Origin of the sequence: Citrobacter sp. Cy070 (assembly GCF_030332245.1) — a bacterium.
GTDB classification, from domain to species: Bacteria; Pseudomonadota; Gammaproteobacteria; order Enterobacterales; family Enterobacteriaceae; genus Citrobacter; species Citrobacter youngae.
Genome location: NZ_JAOWIG010000010.1, coordinates 67,217 through 89,561, shown reverse-complemented (window position 1 = coordinate 89,561; position 22,345 = coordinate 67,217). Strand labels below are relative to the sequence as shown.

At 50.0% G+C, this 22,345-nt stretch carries 16 protein-coding genes, 1 tRNA gene and 1 other RNA gene; 12 read left to right on the top strand and 6 right to left on the bottom strand.

The genetic code is table 11. The features are described from left to right. The first annotated feature begins 186 nt into the window (after positions 1–186). The 4 genes from OGY19_RS01550 to narI are packed head-to-tail and all read left to right on the top strand — an operon-like array spanning position 187 to position 6,849. Positions 187–3,930 (top strand): nitrate reductase subunit alpha, encoded by a 3,744-nt coding sequence (locus OGY19_RS01550; RefSeq protein ID WP_115601913.1) that lies wholly within the window; start codon positions 187–189, stop codon positions 3,928–3,930. Next, positions 3,927–5,465 (top strand): nitrate reductase subunit beta, encoded by a 1,539-nt coding sequence (narH, locus tag OGY19_RS01545; RefSeq protein ID WP_286596189.1) that lies wholly within the window; start codon positions 3,927–3,929, stop codon positions 5,463–5,465. Before OGY19_RS01550 ends, narH begins: the two co-directional genes overlap by 4 nt. Next, positions 5,462–6,172, top strand: a complete 711-nt coding sequence (gene narJ, locus OGY19_RS01540; RefSeq protein ID WP_048211471.1) for a nitrate reductase molybdenum cofactor assembly chaperone — start codon at positions 5,462–5,464, stop codon at positions 6,170–6,172. Before narH ends, narJ begins: the two co-directional genes overlap by 4 nt. Beyond that, positions 6,172–6,849, top strand: coding sequence for a respiratory nitrate reductase subunit gamma (gene narI, locus OGY19_RS01535; RefSeq protein ID WP_048211472.1), 678 nt, complete (start codon positions 6,172–6,174; stop codon positions 6,847–6,849). Before narJ ends, narI begins: the two co-directional genes overlap by 1 nt. A gap of 154 nt (positions 6,850–7,003) precedes the next feature. On the opposite strand, the gene OGY19_RS01530 is transcribed toward narI, so the two are convergent. The 4 genes from OGY19_RS01530 to OGY19_RS01515 all read right to left on the bottom strand — a co-directional run bounded on the left by OGY19_RS01530 (position 7,004) and on the right by OGY19_RS01515 (position 8,773). Beyond that, positions 7,004–7,134, bottom strand: a non-coding RNA gene (locus OGY19_RS01530) — RtT sRNA. Positions 7,135–7,177: 43 nt separating this feature from the next. Next, positions 7,178–7,262, bottom strand: a tRNA-Tyr gene (locus OGY19_RS01525). A gap of 157 nt (positions 7,263–7,419) precedes the next feature. After that, a complete protein-coding gene (purU, locus tag OGY19_RS01520) occupies positions 7,420–8,262 on the bottom strand; it encodes a formyltetrahydrofolate deformylase (RefSeq protein WP_048211473.1) in 843 nt (280 codons plus the stop codon). 55 nt (positions 8,263–8,317) lie between these two features. Further along, a complete protein-coding gene (locus tag OGY19_RS01515) occupies positions 8,318–8,773 on the bottom strand; it encodes a YchJ family protein (protein WP_061068013.1) in 456 nt (151 codons plus the stop codon). Between the two features lie 111 nt (positions 8,774–8,884). Here OGY19_RS01515 and rssA point away from each other — a divergent pair, with 111 nt between their 5' ends. From rssA to galU, 3 genes are all read left to right on the top strand, one after another. Further along, positions 8,885–9,793, top strand: a complete 909-nt coding sequence (gene rssA / locus OGY19_RS01510) for a patatin-like phospholipase RssA (RefSeq protein ID WP_048211475.1) — start codon at positions 8,885–8,887, stop codon at positions 9,791–9,793. 90 nt (positions 9,794–9,883) lie between these two features. Continuing rightward, entirely contained in the window at positions 9,884–10,897 is a 1,014-nt protein-coding gene (rssB, locus tag OGY19_RS01505) for a two-component system response regulator RssB (RefSeq protein WP_061068012.1), read from the top strand. Positions 10,898–11,101: 204 nt separating this feature from the next. Further along, positions 11,102–12,010: a UTP--glucose-1-phosphate uridylyltransferase GalU gene (gene galU / locus OGY19_RS01500; RefSeq protein ID WP_045443617.1), complete on the top strand. Its 909-nt coding sequence runs from the start codon at positions 11,102–11,104 to the stop codon at positions 12,008–12,010. 138 nt (positions 12,011–12,148) lie between these two features. Here the strand turns inward: galU and hns are convergent, their stop codons facing one another. Then, on the bottom strand, positions 12,149–12,562 hold the full coding sequence (gene hns, locus OGY19_RS01495) for a histone-like nucleoid-structuring protein H-NS (RefSeq protein ID WP_003020723.1): 414 nt from the start codon (positions 12,560–12,562) through the stop codon (positions 12,149–12,151). 645 nt (positions 12,563–13,207) lie between these two features. Between hns and tdk the strand changes: the two genes are divergently transcribed. Next, positions 13,208–13,825 carry a thymidine kinase gene (gene tdk / locus OGY19_RS01490; protein WP_005126397.1) on the top strand — a complete coding sequence of 206 codons (618 nt, stop codon included), beginning with the start codon at positions 13,208–13,210 and terminating at the stop codon, positions 13,823–13,825. Between the two features lie 224 nt (positions 13,826–14,049). Here the strand turns inward: tdk and adhE are convergent, their stop codons facing one another. After that, positions 14,050–16,728 carry a bifunctional acetaldehyde-CoA/alcohol dehydrogenase gene (gene adhE, locus OGY19_RS01485; RefSeq protein WP_115601914.1) on the bottom strand — a complete coding sequence of 893 codons (2,679 nt, stop codon included), beginning with the start codon at positions 16,726–16,728 and terminating at the stop codon, positions 14,050–14,052. 486 nt (positions 16,729–17,214) lie between these two features. On the opposite strand from adhE, the gene ychE reads away from it, so the two are divergent. The 4 genes from ychE to oppC all read left to right on the top strand — a co-directional run bounded on the left by ychE (position 17,215) and on the right by oppC (position 22,343). Further along, on the top strand, positions 17,215–17,862 hold the full coding sequence (gene ychE / locus OGY19_RS01480) for an NAAT family transporter YchE (RefSeq protein ID WP_048211478.1): 648 nt from the start codon (positions 17,215–17,217) through the stop codon (positions 17,860–17,862). Between the two features lie 772 nt (positions 17,863–18,634). Then, on the top strand, positions 18,635–20,266 hold the full coding sequence (oppA, locus tag OGY19_RS01475; RefSeq protein ID WP_048211480.1) for an oligopeptide ABC transporter substrate-binding protein OppA: 1,632 nt from the start codon (positions 18,635–18,637) through the stop codon (positions 20,264–20,266). A gap of 233 nt (positions 20,267–20,499) precedes the next feature. Further along, on the top strand, positions 20,500–21,420 hold the full coding sequence (gene oppB / locus OGY19_RS01470) for an oligopeptide ABC transporter permease OppB (protein WP_005126405.1): 921 nt from the start codon (positions 20,500–20,502) through the stop codon (positions 21,418–21,420). Between the two features lie 14 nt (positions 21,421–21,434). Continuing rightward, complete coding sequence (oppC, locus tag OGY19_RS01465) at positions 21,435–22,343, top strand: oligopeptide ABC transporter permease OppC (protein WP_115601916.1); 909 nt, start codon at positions 21,435–21,437, stop codon at positions 22,341–22,343. Positions 22,344–22,345: the final 2 nt, after the last annotated feature.

The following is a 22,345-nucleotide window of genomic DNA, read 5'->3' as shown; positions in this document are numbered from 1 at the left end:
AATTCAATTCATTACGTTAAATATCAATATCCCACTTTGGGGGTATGTAAAAACCAACCCTCATTTTTCATCCCTGTCTGCCTTGATCGTTATCAATTATCACGCCCTTTCAGAGCGTTACCTTCACACCCAATCAAGCAATGTCGATTTATCAGAGAGCCGTCAGGCTCCTACAGGAGAAAACCGATGAGTAAATTCCTGGACCGGTTTCGCTACTTCAAACAGAAGGGCGAAACCTTTGCCGATGGGCACGGCCAGCTTCTCAACACCAACAGGGACTGGGAGGATGGATACCGCCAGCGTTGGCAGCATGACAAAGTCGTGCGTTCAACCCACGGCGTAAACTGCACCGGCTCATGCAGCTGGAAAATCTACGTGAAAAATGGTCTGGTAACCTGGGAAACCCAGCAAACTGACTACCCGCGTACTCGTCCTGATCTGCCAAACCACGAACCTCGCGGCTGCCCGCGTGGCGCGAGCTATTCCTGGTATCTCTACAGCGCAAACCGCCTCAAATATCCGCTGATGCGCAAACGTCTGATGAAGATGTGGCGTGAAGCGAAAAGACTGCACAGCGATCCCGTTGACGCCTGGGCCTCCATCATCGAAGACGCCGATAAAGCAAAAAGCTTCAAACAAGCGCGTGGTCGTGGCGGGTTTGTCCGTTCTTCCTGGCAGGAAGTAAACGAACTGATTGCGGCATCTAACGTCTATACCGTGAAAACCTATGGTCCTGACCGCGTTGCTGGTTTCTCACCGATCCCGGCAATGTCGATGGTTTCTTATGCTTCTGGCGCGCGCTACCTGTCGCTGATCGGCGGTACTTGCCTGAGCTTCTACGACTGGTATTGCGACTTACCGCCTGCGTCTCCGCAGACCTGGGGTGAGCAGACAGACGTACCTGAATCTGCTGACTGGTACAACTCCAGTTACATCATCGCCTGGGGTTCTAACGTACCGCAGACCCGTACCCCGGATGCGCACTTCTTCACAGAAGTTCGCTACAAAGGTACCAAAACTGTCGCGATTACGCCGGACTACGCAGAAATCGCCAAGCTTTGCGACCTGTGGCTGGCACCGAAGCAGGGGACCGATGCGGCGATGGCGCTGGCGATGGGCCACGTTATGCTGCGTGAGTTCCATCTCGACAACCCAAGCCAGTACTTTACCGATTACGTGCGCCGTTACACCGACATGCCAATGTTGGTCATGCTTGAAGAGCGTGACGGTTACTATGCCGCTGGGCGTATGCTGCGTGCGGCAGATTTGGTCGATTCTCTGGGCCAGGAAAACAACCCGGAATGGAAAACTGTCGCGATTAACAGCAACGGCGAAATGGTTGCGCCAAACGGTTCAATTGGCTTCCGCTGGGGTGAAAAAGGCAAATGGAACCTGGAGCAGCGTGACGGTACGTCTGGTGCCGAAACCGAACTGCAACTGAGCCTGCTGGGTAGTCAGGATGACATCGCTGAAGTCGGTTTCCCGTACTTCGGTGGCGAAGGAACTGAACACTTCAATAAAGTCGAACTGGAAAACGTTCTGCTGCATAAACTGCCGGTGAAACGACTGCAACTGGCCGATGGCTCTACGGCTCTGGTGACCACCGTTTACGATCTGACCATGGCTAACTACGGCCTTGAGCGTGGTCTGAATGATGAAAACTGCGCGACCAGCTACGATGACGTAAAAGCGTATACCCCGGCGTGGGCAGAAAAAATCACCGGTGTTTCACGTTCTCAAATCGTGCGCATCGCCCGTGAATTTGCAGATAATGCCGATAAGACGCACGGTCGTTCGATGATTATCGTCGGTGCGGGTCTGAACCACTGGTACCACCTCGATATGAACTATCGTGGCCTTATCAACATGCTGATTTTCTGCGGCTGCGTTGGTCAGAGCGGTGGCGGCTGGGCCCACTATGTGGGCCAGGAAAAACTGCGTCCGCAGACAGGCTGGCAGCCGCTAGCGTTTGCCCTTGACTGGCAGCGTCCGGCGCGTCACATGAACAGTACGTCCTATTTCTATAACCACTCCAGCCAGTGGCGCTATGAGACGGTCACCGCGCAGGAACTGCTGTCTCCGCTGGCGGATAAATCCCGCTACAGCGGTCATTTGATTGACTTTAACGTGCGCGCCGAGCGTATGGGCTGGTTGCCGTCCGCACCGCAGTTGGGTACTAACCCGCTGTACATTGCGCGTGAGGCGGAAAAAGCTGGGATGACACCCGTCGATTACACCGTTAAATCTCTGAAAGAAGGTTCTATTCGCTTTGCGGCAGAACAACCAGAAAACGGTAAAAACCATCCGCGTAACCTGTTTATCTGGCGTTCTAACCTGCTCGGTTCTTCCGGTAAAGGTCATGAATACATGCTGAAGTACCTGCTGGGTACCGAGCACGGTATTCAGGGACTGGACCTGGGTAAACAGGGCGGCGTGAAGCCAGAAGAAGTGGAATGGCAGGACAACGGGCTGGACGGCAAACTGGATCTGGTGGTGACGCTGGACTTCCGTCTGTCGAGCACCTGTCTGTACTCCGACATCGTGCTGCCTACCGCAACCTGGTACGAGAAAGACGATATGAATACTTCGGATATGCATCCGTTTATTCATCCGCTGTCTGCTGCTGTTGACCCGGCCTGGGAATCGAAAAGCGACTGGGAAATCTACAAAGGCATCGCGAAGAAATTCTCTGAAGTCTGCGTAGGACACCTCGGGAAAGAAACCGACGTGGTGACGCTGCCAATCCAGCACGACTCTGCCGCCGAACTGGCGCAGCCGTTAGACGTGAAGGACTGGAAAAAAGGCGAATGCGACCTGATTCCGGGTGTGACCGCGCCGCACATCATGACCGTTGAGCGTGATTACCCGGCAACTTACGAGCGCTTCACCTCTATCGGTCCGTTGATGGAAAAAATCGGTAACGGTGGTAAAGGGATTGCCTGGAACACCCAGAGTGAAATGGACTTGCTGCGTAAGCTCAATTACACCAAGGCGGAAGGCCCGGCGAAAGGCCAGCCTTGTCTAAACACGGCTATTGATGCCGCTGAGATGATCCTCACCCTGGCACCGGAAACAAATGGTCAGGTTGCCGTGAAAGCCTGGGAAGCGCTGAGTGAATTTACCGGACGTGACCATACGCATCTGGCGCTGAACAAAGAAGATGAGAAGATTCGCTTCCGTGATATTCAGGCGCAGCCGCGCAAAATTATCTCCAGCCCGACCTGGTCAGGTCTGGAAGATGAACATGTGTCTTATAACGCCGGTTATACCAACGTTCACGAGCTGATCCCTTGGCGCACGCTTTCTGGTCGCCAGCAGTTGTATCAGGATCATCAGTGGATGCGCGACTTCGGTGAAAGCCTGCTGGTTTATCGTCCGCCAATCGACACCCGTTCGGTGAAAGAGGTGATGGGCGAGAAGTCTAACGGTAATCCGGAAAAAGCGCTCAACTTCCTGACGCCGCACCAGAAATGGGGTATCCACTCCACCTACAGCGACAACTTGCTGATGCTGACGCTGGGACGCGGTGGTCCGATCGTGTGGATGAGTGAAGTTGATGCGAAAGAACTGGGTATCGAAGATAACGACTGGATCGAAGTTTTCAACAGCAACGGTGCCTTAACCGCCCGTGCCGTTGTCAGCCAACGTGTGCCGGCCGGGATGACCATGATGTACCACGCGCAGGAACGTATTGTGAACCTGCCAGGTTCAGAAATTACCCAGCAGCGTGGCGGGATCCATAACTCGGTAACGCGTATTACGCCGAAACCGACCCACATGATCGGCGGCTATGCACATCTGGCCTACGGCTTTAACTACTACGGCACCGTAGGGTCGAACCGTGATGAGTTCGTTGTGGTACGTAAGATGAAGAACATTGACTGGTTGGATGGTGAAGGCAATGACCAGGTACAGGAGAGCGTAAAATGAAAATTCGTTCACAAGTCGGCATGGTGCTGAATCTCGATAAGTGCATCGGTTGCCACACCTGTTCAGTAACCTGCAAAAACGTCTGGACCAGCCGTGAAGGTGCCGAATATGCCTGGTTCAATAACGTTGAAACGAAGCCCGGTACGGGGTTCCCGACTGACTGGGAAAACCAGGAAAAATGGAAGGGCGGTTGGATCCGTAAAATCAACGGCAAGCTGGTGCCGCGCATGGGTAACAAAGCGCTGCTGCTGGGTAAAATCTTTGCTAACCCGCATCTGCCGGGCATTGATGATTACTACGAGCCGTTTGATTTCGACTACCAGACGCTGCACAACGCACCTGCTGATAGCAAGGCGCAGCCGATCGCCCGTCCGCGCTCGCTGATTACCGGTCAGCGTATGGACAAAATCACCAAAGGTCTGAACTGGGAAGATGACCTGGGCGGCGAGTTCGAGAAACTGGCGAAAGACCAGAACTTCGAAAATATACAGAAGGCGATGTACGGCCAGTTCGAAAACACCTTCATGATGTATCTGCCCCGTCTGTGCGAGCACTGCCTGAACCCGGCGTGCGTGGCGACCTGCCCAAGTGGCGCCATCTACAAACGTGAAGAAGATGGCATCGTGCTGATTGACCAGGACAAGTGCCGTGGCTGGCGTATGTGCATCACCGGTTGCCCGTATAAGAAGATCTACTTCAACTGGAAGAGCGGGAAATCTGAGAAGTGCATTTTCTGCTACCCGCGTATCGAAGCCGGTCAGCCGACCGTTTGCTCTGAAACCTGCGTAGGTCGTATTCGTTATCTCGGCGTGCTGCTGTATGACGCAGATGCGATTGAAAGCGCGGCAAGCACCGAGAACGAGAAAGATCTGTATCAGAGTCAGTTGGACGTATTCCTCGATCCAAACGATCCAGCGGTGATTGAACAGGCACTGAAAGATGGCATTCCGCTGAGTGTAATCGACGCGGCCCAGCAGTCTCCGGTATACAAAATGGCGATGGACTGGAAGCTGGCGCTGCCGCTGCATCCCGAATACCGCACGTTGCCGATGGTCTGGTATGTGCCACCTTTATCTCCGATTCAGTCCGCTGCTGACGCGGGTGAACTGGGTAGCAACGGTATTCTGCCAGACGTGGACAGCCTGCGTATCCCGGTTCAGTACCTGGCGAACCTGCTGACTGCGGGTGATACCCAGCCGGTACTGCGGGCATTGAAACGTATGCTGGCGATGCGTCACTACAAACGCGCAGAAACCGTAGACGGTAAAGTTGATACCCGCGCGCTGGAAGAAGTCGGGTTGACCGAAGCTCAGGCACAAGAGATGTATCGTTACCTGGCGATTGCTAACTATGAAGATCGTTTTGTGATCCCGAGCAGCCATCGCGAACTGGCGCGTGAAGCATTCCCGGAGAAGAGCGGTTGTGGTTTCACCTTTGGTGATGGTTGCCACGGTTCTGATACTAAATTCAATCTGTTCAACAGTCGCCGCATCGATGCTGTCGATGTGACCAGCAAAACGGAGCCGCACCAATGATTGAACTCGTCATTGTTTCGCGTCTGCTCGAGTACCCGGATGCTGCCTTGTGGCAGCATCAGCAGGAACTTTTCGATGCACTCGCGTCATCTGAAAACCTGGACAAAGAGGATGCCCAGACTCTGGGCGTTTTCCTACGCGATTTAACTGCGCAGGACATGCTGGATGCACAGGCAAGCTATAGCGAACTGTTCGACCGTGGTCGTGCGACTTCGCTACTGCTGTTTGAACATGTTCACGGTGAATCCCGCGATCGTGGACAGGCGATGGTTGACCTGATGGCGCAGTATGAGCAGCACGGGCTACAACTCGATAGCCGCGAATTGCCCGATCACTTACCGCTGTATCTGGAGTACCTCGCACAGTTGCCAAAAAGCGAAGCGTTAGGTGGCTTGCAGGATATCGCCCCGATTCTGGCGCTGCTCAGTGCGCGTCTGCAACAGCGCGAAAGCCGTTACGCGGTGCTGTTCGATCTGCTGTTAAAACTGGCGAATACCGCTATCGACGGTGACAAAGTGGCCGAAAAAATTGCGGATGAAGTTCGTGACGACACGCCGCAGGCACTGGATGCTGTTTGGGAAGAAGAGCAGGTGAAATTCTTTGCCGACCAGGGATGTGGTGAGTCTGAAATTTCTGCTCACCAGCGTCGTTTTGCAGGGGCCGTTGCGCCGCAGTACCTGAACATCACCACCGGAGGACAGAACTAATGCACTTCCTGAATACGTTCTTCTTTGACATCTATCCGTATATTGCGGGTTCTGTCTTTCTGATTGGCAGCTGGTTACGTTACGACTACGGTCAGTATACCTGGCGTGCGGCTTCCAGCCAGATGCTGGATCGCAAAGGGATGAACCTTGCGTCAAACCTGTTTCACATTGGGATCCTTGGCATCTTCGCGGGTCATTTCCTGGGGATGCTGACGCCACACTGGATGTACGAAGCGTGGTTACCGCTTGAAGTGAAGCAAAAGATGGCGATGTTTGCCGGTGGTGCCAGTGGTGTGATGTGCCTGGTGGGGGGCGTACTGCTGCTGAAACGTCGTCTGTTTAGTCCACGCGTGCGTGCAACGACCACGGGAGCCGACATTCTGGTGTTGTCTGTTCTGGTTATCCAGTGTGCACTGGGCCTGCTGACCATTCCGTTCTCGGCTCAGCATATGGACGGTAGCGAAATGATGAAGCTGGTGAACTGGGCACAATCAGTGGTGACTTTCCACGGCGGGGCGTCTCAGTATCTGGATGGCGTGGCATTTATTTTCCGTGTGCACCTGGTATTAGGTATGACGCTGTTCCTGTTGTTCCCGTTCTCGCGTCTGGTACATATCTGGAGCGTGCCAGTCGAGTATCTGACACGTAAATATCAGATTGTGCGCGCCCGTCATTAATTTCGCGTTGTAACGCACCAAACCCCGCTACGGCGGGGTTTTTTGTATTCTGCACGCCTGATAAGCGTAGCGCATCAGGCAAATTGCTGGCACGTATTGAGGGCAGAATATGGGGGATTGCAGATGGACTTGGTGTTGGTGCTATATGAAGTGATGGTGGTGGGGGAAGGATGACTCAGCGCTGCGCGCTTCGCCCTTCGGGTCGTTGCCTGCGGCAACGCTTTCTCGCTACGCTCGAATCGAACCTTAGTCGAAGCTTCTCATCCTTCCCGGCTGGGTAGAATATAAGGCATTGAGATATGATTTAGTAAAGTCTTACAAGAGAAGATGGTGGTGGGGGAAGGATTCGAACCTTCGAAGTCGATGACGGCAGATTTACAGTCTGCTCCCTTTGGCCGCTCGGGAACCCCACCACGGGGTAATGCTATGTTACTGGCCTGCTTCCTTTGGAAGCGGGGCGCATCATATCAAATGATGCGCCCCTGTAAAGCATTCCGTTGATAAAAAAGAACTGGTTGCCTGATTTTTACGCGTAAAGATGTAAAGGTAACCAATAAAATTATCAATCGATTACAGAATAATCGTTCGGTTACCGTAAACAAAGACACGCTGCGCGAGAACCTGATACAGCGCGCGGCTTAATACGTTTTTTTCAACGTCACGACCGGCACGCATCATATCCTCTGCGGTATAGGTATGATCCACATGAATCACGTCCTGCATGATGATCGGACCTTCATCGAGGTTATCATTCACATAATGCGCCGTCGCACCGATGATCTTCACACCGCGGTCATAGGCCTGATGGTACGGGCGAGCACCAATAAACGCTGGCAGGAATGAGTGGTGGATATTGATAATTTTATTTGGGAAGCGAGAAACAAATGTCGGCGTCAGGACACGCATATATTTTGCCAGCACGACATAGTCTGGCTGATGTGCGTCGATAGCATCGGCCATTTTCTGGTCATGTTCGTCACGCGTTAATCCTTCGTGGCTGACCAGCTCAAAAGGAATATCAAAACGCTCAACCAGGGAACGCAGCGTGTCGTGGTTGCCGATAACCGCGGCAATTTCAACATCCAGTCCGCCGTAATTGGCCTTCATTAACAGATCGCCCAAACAGTGGGCTTCTTTGGTGACTAAAATAACGATGCGGCGCCGTCCCGCAGGCGTAAGCTCGCGAATGGAACCTTCTGGTAGCGCGCTGTCCAGATCGGTCAGCAGTGTGACATCGTTAAAAATGCCTTCCAGCTCGGTGCGCATGAAAAAACGCCCGGTACGGTGGTCCACGAACTCATTATTCTGCACGATGTTCAGTTCGTGCTTGTAACAGATGTTAGTAATGCGCGCGATCAGACCTTTTTGGTCCGGGCAAATTGTACGCAGCACTTTTCGTTGTAATGAATGCATTTGCAGCGGAGATCCTGTTGAGAATGTTTGCATAATTGATACTGTCGGGCGTTGATTAGCCGCAGCACTTTTTAAATTTTTTACCGGAGCCACAAGGGCAGGTATCGTTTCGTCCAATTTGCGGGCGTGTACCATCGATATAGTACCACTGACCGTTTTCTTTTAAAAAACGAGAGCGTTCGATAATTGCGCCTGTTTTTCCCTGTTCAGAAAACCGTGCGACAAAACTGACATAGCCGATATTGTCGGTTTCTGCCGTCTGCTGTTCAAAAACGGTCAGTCCCAGCCATTCGGTATGGGTAAATCCTGCAATAATGTCATCCCGGAAATCGGCGGCATGACAATCTGGATGCCAGGTTTTGATGAGGTAATCTGCGTCTTTCATCACAAAAGCACAGTAACGAGAACGCATGAGATGTGACGGCGTAGGTGCTACTTGTGCACCGGACACATAACGGTAGCAACATAGGCTATACTCGACAGCGCTACCACAGGGACAAAGCTGAGACACAAAGTACTCCCTGGAATAAAAAAACGGCGTAAAAACGCCAGGGTGGCACTATGTTAACTGAGCCGTGGCGATGTTGCTACGTCTGCAAGCCAGGGGACGTCTGTAGGTATAATGAGAAAAATAAAAATTGGGCTGGCGCTAGGTTCCGGCGCAGCACGCGGCTGGTCGCATATTGGTGTGATCAAAGCCCTGAAACACATGGGCATTGATATTGATATTGTGGCAGGGTGTTCCATTGGCTCACTGGTCGGAGCCGCCTACGCATGTAACAAACTCCCCGCGCTTGAACAGTGGGTTTGCTCCTTCAGTTACTGGGATGTTTTACGCCTCATGGATCTCTCGTGGCGCAGGGGCGGATTATTGCGCGGCGAACGGGTATTCAATCAGTATCGGAATGTCATGCCGGTAGAATCTATCGAACAATGCTCACGTCGTTTTGCTACTGTCGCAACCAATCTAAGTACGGGCCGTGAACTCTGGTTTACCGAAGGTGATTTGCATCTTGCCGTCCGTGCCTCCTGCAGTATTCCTGGCCTGATGTCACCTGTGGCGCATAATGGTTATTGGCTGGTTGATGGCGCGGTGGTGAACCCTGTACCTGTCTCCCTGACGCGTGCGTTGGGGGCCGATATCGTTATTGCAGTCGACCTGCAACATGATGCGCACCTGATGCAACAGGATCTGCTCTCCTTCAACGTCAATAGTGAAACCGAATCGAACGATGATGATGAGCTGTCATGGCATGCCCGCCTGAAAGAACGTTTGAGCAACATTACGGCCCGGCGTGCAGTCACGGCACCTACGGCGATGGAGATCATGACGACCTCGATTCAGGTTCTGGAAAACCGTCTCAAGCGCAACCGTATGGCTGGAGATCCACCTGATATTCTGATTCAGCCGTTTTGTCCGCAAATATCTACGCTGGATTTCCATCGCGCCAGTGCTGCAATTGCTGCCGGGCAGTTAGCGGTCGAGAAGAAAATGGATGAGCTTCTGCCCCTGGTAAAAACCAACGTTTAACGCATTTTTCATCAACACTTAAGCAAATTCTGACAGGCGTGAGTTGCAATAGCATGCCACTATTTACTAAAGCCAGTCAGGGGGGAGAATATGACGCAGCCATTGGTCGGAAAACAGATTCTTATCGTTGAAGATGAGCCGGTATTTCGCTCGCTTCTGGATTCATGGTTTTCCTCTTTGGGAGCGACAACAGCAGTAGCGGGAGACGGGCTTGATGCGCTGGAGTTACTGGGGCGCTTCACCCCCGACCTGATGATTTGCGATCTCGCTATGCCGAGAATGAACGGCCTTAAACTGGTTGAGTATCTGCGTAATCGTGGCGATCAGACGCCTATTCTGGTGATCTCCGCAACGGAAAATATGGCCGATATTGCCAAAGCATTACGACTCGGTGTGGATGATGTTCTTTTAAAGCCCGTGAAGGACCTTAACCGCCTGCGAGAAACCGTTTTTGCGTGTCTTTATCCCAATATGTTTAATTCTCGTGTGGAAGAGGAAGAGCGGCTGTTTCGCGACTGGGATGCGATGGTGGGCGATCCTGCAGCTGCTGCAAAACTGTTACAAGAATTGCAGCCCCCAGTGTCGCAGGTCATCTCGCATTGTCGGGTTAACTACCGCCAGTTGGTCGCCGCCGATCAGCCAGGGCTGGTTCTGGATATTGCGCCGCTCTCAGACCATGATCTCGCGTTTTATTGTCTGGATGTGACAAGGGCCGGTGATAATGGCGTCCTGGCGGCATTACTACTGCGTGCGCTATTTAACGGTTTGCTACAGGAACAGTTGGCACATCAAAATCAACGATTGCCGGAGCTGGGTGCGTTATTGAAGCAGGTGAATCATTTACTGCGTCAGGCTAATTTACCAGGACAGTTTCCTTTGCTGGTGGGCTATTATCACAGCGGATTAAAAAACCTGATTTTGGTATCAGCAGGGCTGAATGCGACATTAAATACAGGTTCACATAATGTACAAATCAGTAATGGTGTTCCGCTGGGTACCTTAGGTAATGCGTATCTTAATCAACTGAGCCAGCGTAGTGAGTCCTGGCAATGCCAAATCTGGGGGGCAGGCGGTCGTTTGCGCCTGATGTTGTCTGCGGAATGAACAATTGACAGGTAGGGGAATCAAATTGGCTCACCTCCCTCACGCGGCGAGTGCTACTATCAGCGCCAGATTTATACGTATTTATCTTAATTATACCGACGCGCGTCCTTTTCAGACCTGAAGCTTACTGCGGTACTGATATACTCGGATGCGAAACAGATTGATGAACATGTTCAATACATGAACAGTCCAGGAGAGTTTTAAATGGCTGCCCTTAATTCAAAAGTCAAAAAGGCCGTTATCCCGGTTGCGGGATTAGGAACCAGGATGTTACCGGCTACGAAGGCAATCCCGAAAGAGATGCTACCGTTGGTTGATAAGCCATTAATTCAGTACGTCGTGAACGAATGTATTGCTGCGGGCATCACTGAAATTGTACTCGTGACTCACTCGTCTAAAAATTCAATTGAAAACCACTTTGATACCAGCTTTGAACTTGAAGCGATGCTTGAAAAGCGCGTAAAACGTCAGCTTCTGGAAGAAGTGCAATCTATTTGCCCTCCGCATGTCACTATTATGCAGGTGCGTCAGGGGCTGGCAAAAGGTCTGGGGCACGCGGTATTGTGTGCCCATCCGGTTGTTGGCGATGAACCCGTTGCGGTCATCCTGCCGGACGTTATTCTTGACGAATACGAATCTGATTTATCCCGTGACAACCTTGCTGAAATGATCCACCGTTTTGATGAAACAGGCAGCAGCCAGATTATGGTGGAGCCTGTAGCAGACGTAACGGCTTATGGCGTTGTTGATTGCAAGGGCGTTGAATTAACGCCTGGTGAAAGCGTACCGATGGTTGGCGTGGTAGAAAAACCGAAAGCAGACGTTGCGCCATCTAATCTGGCCGTTGTGGGGCGTTATGTTCTCAGTGCGGATATCTGGCCTCTGCTGGCAAAAACACCTCCGGGAGCAGGTGATGAAATTCAGCTGACCGATGCTATCGATATGCTGATCGAAAAAGAAACGGTAGAAGCCTATCACATGAAGGGTAAAAGCCATGACTGTGGTAATAAGCTGGGCTATATGCAGGCGTTTGTTGAATATGGTATTCGCCATAATACGCTTGGCGCTGAATTTAAAGCGTGGCTTGAAGATGAGATGGGTATTAAGAAGTAACCTCGCGGTATTATAAGGACAGAACGGCGCTGCTAATCCAGCGCCGTTTTTTTATACCTAATTTGGGTAGGGCGATGTGCGAAGTACGGGTAAAAAAAATCCCGCCAGTGGCGGGATTTTAAGCAAACTATTTCTGAATTATTCCTTGATCAGGAAATCGTCCAGTTGTTTACCTTGTTCTTCCATCGCTTTTTTGATCACAGCCGGTGTACGACCCTGGCCAGTCCAGGTTTTAGTTTCACCGTTTTCGTCAACGTAGCTATATTTAGCCGGACGCGCTGCGCGTTTAGCTTTGGTACCGGACTTAACCGCTGCCATGCTATTCAGCAGTTCGTTCGGATCAATACCATCAGCAATCAGCATTTCACGATATTGTTGCAGTTTACGAGTACGCTCTTCAACTTCAGCAGCCGCAGCGCTTTCTTCTTCGCGACGCTCGCTAACTACAACTTCTAATTTTTCCAGCATTTCTTCAAGCGTTTCCAGAGTACATTCTCTCGCCTGCGCACGAAGAGTACGGATGTTGTTCAGAATTTTAAGTGCTTCGCTCATTGTAGTAATCTCAAACTTATATTGGGGGTGGTTTGTTGAGCTAATAATAGAGCGATAAATTCAGTTGTGCAATAGCCAGGAATGTAAGGAATTCAAAATTGCTCTTTATTTAGTGTCTGTATTAATTGTTCTGTCTTAATTTTACGACGATGTCGGGCATAAAAAAGGCTTATTGGTATGCGGGCTTCATGGCTGCAGCGAGTAAAAATTCAAGATTCAGGTCACATTTCATGGTGTACAAATAGTATCTCTTTGCAGTGATTTCAACCTTTTGTATTAGTTTTGCTTACGGGAATCCCCTATTACAAGGTGGCTATCGTTAGATGCAATAACAATAAGGGCAGGGTTTCTTTATTGCGCTGTGATGATAAGTGACGTTGATGAATTTCAGGAGCACTATTTGTGAAAGAGTGTGTATATACTCATCATACTTCAGGTTGTTTGTGCTTTGGCAGCGGACTTTCACTCTATCGTACACTTGAGAAAGTACTCAAGGACACTTCCGCGCAGCGGGGTATTTAGACGAAACAGGGCGATGTTCGCACGTTCTTTTATACATCCCGGATGTCACGCTGCACCGACATGTTTGTGAAATATGATACAATCCTGCCCATATTTATTTTCCCCGGTGAGGGCCGATACACAATGGCACAGCTTTATTTTTACTATTCTGCAATGAATGCAGGCAAGTCGACGGCATTGCTGCAATCTTCATACAATTATCAGGAACGTGGGATGCGTGCCGTTGTATATACAGCGGAAATTGATGACCGTTTTGGCGCGGGAAAAGTAAGTTCACGTATAGGCCTGTCGTCACCTGCAAAATTGTTTAACCAAAATTCATCATTGTTCGAGGAGATTCGTGCGGAGAATGCGCAGCAACGAATTCACTGCGTGCTGGTTGATGAGTCTCAGTTTCTGACGCGACAGCAGGTTTATGAATTATCAGAGGTTGTTGATCAACTGGATATTCCCGTGTTGTGTTATGGCTTACGCACTGATTTTCGTGGTGAACTCTTCGGTGGTAGCGAATACCTGCTTGCATGGTCAGATAAGCTGGTTGAATTAAAAACTATTTGTTTCTGTGGCCGTAAGGCCAGCATGGTATTACGCCTTGATCAGGCCGGAAGGCCTTATAACGAAGGAGAGCAGGTCGTTATAGGCGGAAATGAACGCTATGTATCGGTGTGCCGCAAGCATTATAAGGAAGCACAGTCTGAAGGCTCTCTGACGGCCATTCAGGAACGTCACAGCCACGATTAACCCTCCTCTGTTCTCCTGCTGAGTTAAAATCGCAGGGTAGGCCTCTGTTTTAGCCAGAAGCGATACCCTGCGTATTGCCTTCTGGTGCCACTTTCACACCTATTTCCCTTACGCCTTTTCACCTCGGTGGCTGGCGTCTGCATAGTCTGATTTTCGCTGAGTATGGCAAAAAAAAACGGCCCCAAAGGGCCGTTTATGAAGATACTAAAACTTATGTGAGTGCATTAAGCGGATTTTTTCGCTTTTTTCTCAGCTTTAGGCGCTGCTGCTGGCTCAGTTTTAGCAGCAGTTTCACCTTCACTATACTCACGACCGTAGTACGTATCCAGCAGGATCTGTTTGAGTTCAGAAATCAGCGGGTAACGCGGGTTAGCACCGGTGCACTGGTCGTCAAACGCATCCTCAGACAGTTTGTCGACGTGTGCCAGGAAGTCAGCTTCCTGAACGCCAGCTTCACGGATAGATTTAGGAATACCCAGTTCAGCTTTGATTTCTTCCAGCCATGCCAGCAGTTTCTGGATTTTAGCCGCAGTACGGTCGCCCGGTGCGCTTAAACCCAGATGGTCTGCGATTTCGGCGTAGCGACGACGAGCTTGCGGACGATCATACTGGCTGAAAGCAGTCTGTTTAGTCGGGTTGTCGTTCGCGTTATAACGAATGACGTTGCTGATCAGCAGGGCGTTCGCCAGACCGTGAGGAATGTGGAACTGAGAACCCAGCTTGTGCGCCATTGAGTGACATACACCCAGGAAGGCGTTAGCAAACGCAATACCGGCGATGGTTGCGGCACTGTGAACACGCTCACGCGCTACCGGGTTCTTAGAACCTTCATGGTAGGACGCAGGCAGGTTTTCTTTCAGCAGTTTCAGCGCTTGCAGAGCCTGACCGTCAGAGAATTCAGATGCCAGTACGGAAACGTAAGCTTCCAGAGCGTGAGTCACCGCATCCAGACCACCGAATGCACACAGTGATTTCGGCATATCCATAACCAGGTTGGCATCGACAATTGCCATGTCTGGGGTCAATGCGTAGTCAGCCAGCGGGTATTTCTGACCCGTTGCATCGTCGGTAACAACCGCAAACGGAGTCACTTCAGAACCAGTACCGGAAGTGGTGGTGACGGCGATCATTTTCGCTTTCACGCCCATTTTCGGGAACTTATAGATACGTTTACGGATGTCCATAAAGCGCAGCGCCAGCTCTTCGAAATGGGTTTCCGGATGTTCGTACATCACCCACATGATTTTCGCGGCGTCCATCGGGGAACCACCGCCCAGTGCGATGATAACGTCAGGCTTGAAGGAGTTAGCCAGCTCAGCACCTTTACGAACAACGGTCAGAGTCGGGTCAGCTTCAACTTCAAAGAACACTTCGGTTTCAACGCCGGCTGCTTTCAGAACGGAGGTGATCTGGTCTGCATAACCGTTGTTAAACAGGAAGCGGTCGGTCACGATCAGAGCACGTTTGTGACCATCGGTAATCACTTCATCCAGCGCGATTGGCAGTGAGCCACGACGGAAGTAGATAGATTTCGGAAGTTTGTGCCACAACATGTTTTCAGCTCGCTTAGCAACGGTTTTCTTGTTGATCAGGTGCTTAGGACCAACGTTTTCAGAGATGGAGTTACCACCCCAGGAACCACAACCCAGAGTCAGGGAAGGTGCGAGCTTAAAGTTGTACAGGTCGCCGATACCACCCTGTGAAGCCGGGGTGTTAATCAGGATACGCGCAGTTTTCATCATCTGACCGAAGTAAGCAACGCGTTCTGGTTGGTTGTCCTGGTCAGTGTACAGGCAAGAAGTGTGGCCGATACCACCCATCGCAACCAGTTTCTCTGCTTTGTCTACCGCATCTTCGAAATCTTTCGCACGGTACATCGCCAGCGTCGGGGACAGTTTTTCGTGAGCAAACGGCTCGCTTTCATCAACAACTTTCACTTCACCGATCAGGATCTTAGTTGTTTCCGGAACCGAGAAGCCTGCCAGTTCAGCAATTTTATATGCCGGCTGACCAACGATAGCGGCGTTCAGTGCGCCATTTTTCAGGATAACGTCCTGAACAGCTTTCAGCTCTTTACCCTGCAGCATGTAGCCGCCGTGGCTAGCGAAACGTTCACGAACTGCATCGTATACAGAGTCAACAACAACAACGGACTGTTCAGAAGCACAGATTACGCCGTTATCGAAGGTTTTAGACATCAGAACAGAAGCAACTGCGCGCTTAATATCCGCAGTTTCGTCAATAACAACCGGGGTGTTACCTGCACCTACACCGATTGCTGGTTTACCGGAGCTGTATGCTGCTTTAACCATGCCTGGACCGCCGGTCGCAAGGATTAGGTTGATGTCCGGGTGATGCATCAGAGCATTAGACAGTTCAACGGAAGGTTGATCGATCCAGCCGATCAGATCTTTCGGTGCGCCAGCAGCGATAGCAGCCTGCAGAACGATGTCAGCCGCTTTGTTAGTGGCATCTTTAGCACGCGGATGTGGAGAGAAGATGATGGCGTTACGCGTCTTCAGGCTGATCAGCGATTTGAAGATAGCAGTAGATGTCGGGTTAGTGGTCGGAACGATACCGCAGATGATACCAATCGGTTCAGCGATGGTGATAGTACCGAAAGTGTCGTCTTCAGACAGAACACCACAGGTCTTTTCATCTTTATAAGCGTTGTAAATGTATTCGGAAGCAAAGTGGTTTTTGATCACTTTGTCTTCGACGATGCCCATGCCGGATTCGGCAACGGCCATTTTCGCGAGAGGGATTCGAGCGTCTGCGGCTGCCAGAGCGGCGGCGCGGAAGATTTTGTCAACCTGTTCTTGAGTGAAACTGGCATATTCACGCTGGGCTTTTTTTACGCGCTCTACAAGTGCGTTAAGTTCAGCGACATTAGTAACAGCCATAATGCTCTCCTGATAATGTTAAACTTTTTTAGTAAATCATCTGCTCGATACGAGAGTATAGACAGACCGACGAAAAATTGTATAACGGTTTGAAAATCAAACGGTTAATTAACGTCCACTTTACTTTGATTTACTAAAAGAGCTTATGCGTTAGCGTCATTTAACTCTAACGCGTTACCTCCAGGTGGCGTAAGCAAGATTACTCACTTCTGAGTAGTAATTGCGTGATCTGGATCAAGTTTCCGCAAAGCTGACACCTTTCAGCAGGCCCTTTTAGCGTTTCTTGGTAAGTGTTAAAAAATTGATGTAATGAATGAGGTTAACATTAGCATATTTAATACATATTAATAACACTGAGTAATGGTAGCGTATTTACGTAGATATACGCAGATAGCAGGTGAAGTATGCTGACAAAAGGCGTATCTTCAGCGCGGATTTCATCAATTTTATGACTCATTTTATCCGGCTAACGCTTCGGAGCTAACCGTGATCCATACGCTATTCGATTTTCCTGTTTATTTTAAATTTTTCATTGGGTTATTTGCATTGGTCAACCCGGTAGGGATCATCCCTGTCTTTATCAGCATGACCAGCTACCAGACCGCTGCCGCACGAAATAAAACCAACCTTACGGCAAACCTGTCGGTTGCTATCATTCTGTGGATCTCTCTGTTTCTGGGGGATGGAATTCTGCAATTGTTTGGTATCTCAATTGATTCGTTCAGGATTGCCGGTGGTATCCTGGTCGTGACTATCGCGATGTCGATGATCAGCGGAAAACTTGGGGAAGATAAGCAAAACAAGCAGGAAAAGTCGGAGACGGCGATACGCGAGAGCATTGGCGTAGTCCCGTTAGCGCTGCCGTTAATGGCGGGGCCGGGGGCAATAAGCTCAACGATCGTCTGGGGCACGCGTTACCATAGTGCTATTAATCTGTTCGGCTTTTTCGTGGCGATTGCGCTGTTTGCGCTGTGCTGTTGGGGATTGTTTCGTATGGCGCCGTGGTTAGTTCGCCTGCTGGGCCAAACGGGCATCAACGTCATTACGCGTATTATGGGGTTGTTACTCATGGCGTTGGGCATTGAGTTCATTGTGACCGGGATCAAATCCATTTTCCCGGGTTTACTTGCCTGAATCCACCGAATCAATATAAACGGAGCTGCTCCCGGGCTCCGTTTCCCACCATTATCAGTAAAACTTCTCACTAAAGTTGAAACGCGCCATAGCAGTAATAAAAGATGCTGATAACCACTGCATTTTTATGTATTGATTTTCAACACAATTATCTTTTCAGCAGAACAGATGAACCAGGGCAGCATTGTTATTTTATTAACATCATACTCTTGGGCTTGCTGAAGGATTATCGAAATGTTATTAGTTATTTCAGCACCTAATTTAGATGAATGTGCTAATTAATAACCAATTGTTAAATTTATGTGCATTTTGACGTCTCTTCGATGCCGGACAGGGCGATGAGTCGAGTGTCTCACGTAACGCATTGAATTAATTGATTTTATCGTTAAAAAATTGCCGTATCAATGCTTTTGTTGTGCGTTTTTTTTTCGATAAAAGAGAATTGGTTAACAAATCTGTAAAATGTATTGGCGGTGAAGAAACGCATTTGATACTTTCCGGCCAGGTATTTAGCAGAAGATTTCACGTTGATGAGAATAATTTTCATTTGATCTCTCTCAACAGGGTAATAGCGTGCTTCCGGCAGGGGAGGCACGTAGATAATCGACGCAAGGCGATCAAACGAATCGCCAGAATAAATAAAGTCGGTGATAGCGAGCAGTAAACAAAAAAACACCTGACGGCAGAAAATCTCCGGTGTCGTACAGGGATCCTGACAGGATTAACAGTCTGGTTATAAAACCAGCCATAATAATGAGGGAGTACAAACACAATGACTAACATCACTAAAAAAAGTTTAGTAGCTGCGGGGATCCTAACTGCGCTAATCGCTGGAAATGTTGCTACAGCAGCAGTGGTACCAGCAGGCGTTCAGTTGGCTGAGAAGCAGACTCTGGTGCGTAATAATGGTTCGGAAGTTCAGTCACTCGATCCGCATAAAATCGAAGGTGTGCCGGAATCCAACATTAGCCGTGATTTATTTGAAGGTTTATTAATCAGTGACGTTGATGGCAAACCATCGCCGGGTGTGGCTGATAAATGGGAAAATAAAGATTTTAAAGTCTGGACATTCCATCTGCGTAAAGACGCTAAATGGTCTGATGGAACGCCTGTTACCGCACAAGATTTCGTCTATAGCTGGCAACGTCTGGCGAACCCCAATACTGCTTCACCGTACGCCAGCTATTTACAGTACGGACATATTGTCAATATTGATGACATCATCGCTGGTAAGAAGCCAGTTACCGATCTCGGTGTAAAAGCGATTGATGACCATACCTTTGAAGTGACTCTGAGTGAACCTGTTCCTTATTTCTACAAACTCCTTGTGCACTCTTCTCTTTCCCCTGTGCCTAAAGCCGTGGTGGAAAAATTCGGTGAAAAATGGACCCAGCCCGCTAACATCGTTTCTAACGGCTCTTATAAACTGAAAGACTGGGTTGTCAACGAGCGTATTGTACTTGAGCGTAATACTCACTACTGGGACAACGCGAAAACCATTATTAACCAGGTCACATACCTGCCAATTTCTTCTGAAGTGACTGACGTGAACCGCTATCGCAGCGGTGAAATCGACATGACCTATAACAACATGCCGATTGAGTTATTCCAGAAACTGAAAAAAGAGATCCCGAACGAAGTTCACGTTGATCCTTATCTGTGCACCTACTATTACGAAATTAACAACCAAAAAGCACCGTTCAACGATGTTCGTGTACGTACCGCCCTGAAGCTGGCGCTGGATCGTGACATCATCGTCAACAAAGTGAAAAACCAGGGCGATCTGCCCGCCTATAGCTTTACCCCGCCGTATACTGATGGCGCTAAACTGGTTGAGCCAGAGTGGTTCAAGTGGTCACAGGAAAAACGTAACGAAGAGGCGAAAAAACTGCTGGCCGAAGCTGGCTTCACCGCTGAAAAACCGTTGACCTTTGATCTGCTGTATAACACCTCCGATCTGCACAAGAAGCTGGCTATCGCTGCGGCATCCATCTGGAAGAAAAATCTGGGTGCGAATGTGAAGCTGGAAAATCAGGAGTGGAAGACGTTCCTCGATACGCGTCATCAGGGCAACTATGATGTTTCACGCGCAGGCTGGTGTGCGGATTATAACGAACCGACGTCTTTCCTGAATATGGTACTGTCCGATAGCTCCAACAACACCGTCCACTATAAGAGCCCTGCATTTGACAAGTTGATTGCTGATACCCTGAAAGCGACTGATGATGCTCAGCGCAGTGAACTGTATTCGCAAGCAGAACAGCTGCTGGATAAAGACTCTGCAATTGTACCGGTGTTCTACTACGTCAACGCCCGTCTGGTGAAACCTTGGGTAGGCGGATACTCCGGTAAAGACCCGATGGATAATATCCACGTTAAAGACTTGTATATTATCAAGCATTAATGGCAAGACGTGGGGCGATTAAGGTTGCCCTACAGTGTCTTTTTCTTCGAACTATAAATACCTCTTTAGACAAAGAGAGGTATACCCTAAATAATTCACGTTGCAGGAAGGCGGCAACGCAGCGAATCGCCAGGAGCTTACTTAAGTAAGTGACTGGCGTGAGCGAGCAAAGCCAAGGCACCTGCAGCTTGAAGTATGACGGGTATAAAGGCACACGCCAGAAGGTACGGGCAATGTTGAAATTTATATTACGCCGCTGTCTGGAAGCGATTCCGACACTATTTATTCTTATTACGATTTCATTCTTTATGATGCGTCTTGCGCCGGGAAGTCCTTTCACCGGAGAGCGCGCCTTACCGCCAGAAGTTCTGGCGAATATTGAAGCGAAATACCATCTTAATGATCCGATCTCAACGCAGTACTTTAGCTATCTGAAACAGCTGGCGCACGGTGATTTTGGACCATCCTTTAAATATAAAGACTACACCGTTAATGACCTGGTCGCGTCAAGCTTTCCGGTTTCCGCGAAGCTGGGGGCTGCGGCCTTTATTCTGGCGGTGGTGATCGGTGTTAGTGCGGGCGTAATCGCCGCGTTGAAGCAAAACACGCGTTGGGATTATACGGTTATGGGGGTGGCGATGACCGGGGTGGTGATCCCCAGTTTTGTCGTTGCCCCCTTATTAGTCATGATATTTGCGATCACACTGAAATGGCTACCCGGTGGCGGTTGGAACGGTGGGGCGCTGAAATTTATGATCCTGCCCATGGTGGCGCTATCCCTGGCCTATATTGCCAGTATTGCGCGTATTACCCGCGGCTCGATGATTGAAGTGCTGCACTCTAACTTTATTCGGACCGCGCGTGCTAAAGGGTTGCCGATGCGACGGATTATTTTCCGCCATGCGTTAAAACCTGCGCTGTTGCCGGTGTTGTCCTATATGGGGCCCGCGTTTGTCGGCATCATTACCGGTTCGATGGTTATTGAAACTATCTATGGTTTACCGGGGATTGGGCAGTTGTTCGTGAATGGCGCATTAAACCGCGATTACTCGCTGGTACTGAGCCTGACCATTCTGGTTGGCGCGCTGACCATCGTGTTTAACGCGATTGTCGATGTGCTGTATGCCGTAATCGACCCGAAAATCCGTTACTGATACTGGAGCTCGCTATGATGTTAAGTAAGAAAAACAGCGAAGCGCTGGAGAATTTCAGTGAGAAGCTGGAGGTCGAAGGCCGCAGCCTGTGGCAGGACGCTCGTCGACGCTTTATGCATAACCGAGCGGCAGTAGCCAGCCTCGTGGTACTGGTTATTATTGCGCTGTTTGTGACGTTGGCACCCATGTTATCGCAGTTTACCTACTTCGATACTGACTGGGGCATGATGTCCAGCGCGCCTGATACGGAGTCTGGGCACTATTTTGGCACTGACTCATCTGGCCGTGATCTGCTGGTGAGGGTGGCTATTGGTGGACGGATCTCGTTGATGGTGGGGATTGCTGCGGCGCTGGTGGCGGTGATTGTGGGCACGCTGTACGGTTCACTGTCGGGTTACCTGGGCGGCAAAATCGACTCTGTGATGATGCGTCTGCTGGAAATCCTTAACTCCTTCCCGTTCATGTTCTTCGTTATTCTGTTGGTTACCTTCTTTGGGCAAAACATCCTGTTAATCTTTGTGGCGATTGGGATGGTCTCCTGGCTGGATATGGCGCGTATCGTTCGTGGCCAGACGCTGAGCCTGAAGCGCAAAGAGTTTATTGAAGCAGCCCAGGTCGGTGGGGTATCTACCGTGCGCATCGTTATCCGCCATATTGTGCCGAACGTACTGGGCGTGGTGGTGGTATACGCTTCATTGCTGGTGCCCAGCATGATCCTGTTTGAATCGTTCCTGAGCTTCCTGGGACTTGGCACACAAGAGCCGCTAAGTAGCTGGGGCGCACTGCTCAGCGATGGTGCCAACTCGATGGAAGTATCACCATGGTTACTGCTGTTTCCGGCAGGGTTCCTGGTGGTGACGCTATTTTGTTTTAACTTTATTGGCGATGGCCTGCGTGATGCCCTCGACCCGAAAGACCGTTAAGG